Here is a 952-nt window from a genome sequence, read left to right on the forward strand (position 1 = left end):
TCGAGGACTTAACCATATAATATGTAGCGATGTTATCTAGTTTTGAAGGAATATGCATTAAAATTTCTTCTTGACATTTCGAAAGAAATGTTTATAATGATAAAAGTCTGGTAATGATGGCAGAGAGGTCACACCCGTTCCCATACCGAACACGGAAGTTAAGCTCTCTAGCGCCGATGGTAGTTGGGACCTTGTCCCTGTGAGAGTAGGACGTTGCCAGGCTAATATTATTCCGCAGTAGCTCAGTGGTAGAGCTATCGGCTGTTAACCGATCGGTCGTAGGTTCGAGTCCTACCTGCGGAGCCATTATGCTTCCATAGCTCAGCTGGTAGAGCACTTCCATGGTAAGGAAGAGGTCACCGGTTCAAGCCCGGTTGGAAGCTTGGGAATAGGTTTAAAACTTTTTTGGCCCGTTGGTCAAGTGGTTAAGACACCGCCCTTTCACGGCGGTAACACGGGTTCGAATCCCGTACGGGTCACCACTTTTGGAGGATTAGCTCAGCTGGGAGAGCACCTGCCTTACAAGCAGGGGGTCGGCGGTTCGATCCCGTCATCCTCCACCATATATATTTAAAATGTCGGAGGGGTAGCGAAGTGGCTAAACGCGGCGGACTGTAAATCCGCTCCTTCGGGTTCGGCAGTTCGAATCTGCCCCCCTCCACCATTTTCTTTAAAATAACCTGAGAGGGTTTATTTTTTTGAAAAGATAACCATACTAGTAAATATTAATGGGCTATAGCCAAGCGGTAAGGCAACGGACTTTGACTCCGTCATGCGCTGGTTCGAATCCAGCTAGCCCAGCCATTTACGAGCCATTAGCTCAGTTGGTAGAGCATCTGACTTTTAATCAGAGGGTCGAAGGTTCGAGTCCTTCATGGCTCATCATTTTTGCGGAAGTAGTTCAGTGGTAGAATACAACCTTGCCAAGGTTGGGGTCGCGGGTTCGAATCCC

General features: G+C 48.0%; 7 tRNA genes and 1 rRNA gene. All 8 read left to right on the top strand.

Annotated elements, in window-relative coordinates:
- The first annotated feature begins 106 nt into the window (after positions 1–106).
- Positions 107–222: ribosomal RNA gene (gene rrf / locus HMPREF1014_RS29065) — 5S ribosomal RNA — on the top strand.
- Between the two features lie 9 nt (positions 223–231).
- A tRNA-Asn gene (locus HMPREF1014_RS29070) sits at positions 232–306 on the top strand.
- 4 nt (positions 307–310) lie between these two features.
- Positions 311–383: transfer RNA gene (locus HMPREF1014_RS29075), tRNA-Thr, on the top strand.
- A 24-nt stretch (positions 384–407) separates the two neighbouring features.
- Positions 408–482, top strand: a tRNA-Glu gene (locus HMPREF1014_RS29080).
- 5 nt (positions 483–487) lie between these two features.
- A tRNA-Val gene (locus tag HMPREF1014_RS29085) sits at positions 488–563 on the top strand.
- 17 nt (positions 564–580) lie between these two features.
- Positions 581–664 (top strand) — tRNA-Tyr (locus HMPREF1014_RS29090).
- 65 nt (positions 665–729) lie between these two features.
- Positions 730–804, top strand: a tRNA-Gln gene (locus HMPREF1014_RS29095).
- A gap of 5 nt (positions 805–809) precedes the next feature.
- Positions 810–882, top strand: a tRNA-Lys gene (locus HMPREF1014_RS29100).
- The last annotated feature ends 70 nt before the right edge of the window (positions 883–952 follow it).

The organism is Bacillus sp. 7_6_55CFAA_CT2 (assembly GCF_000238655.1).
In the GTDB taxonomy this organism is placed as follows: domain Bacteria; phylum Bacillota; class Bacilli; order Bacillales; family Bacillaceae_G; genus Bacillus_A; species Bacillus_A cereus.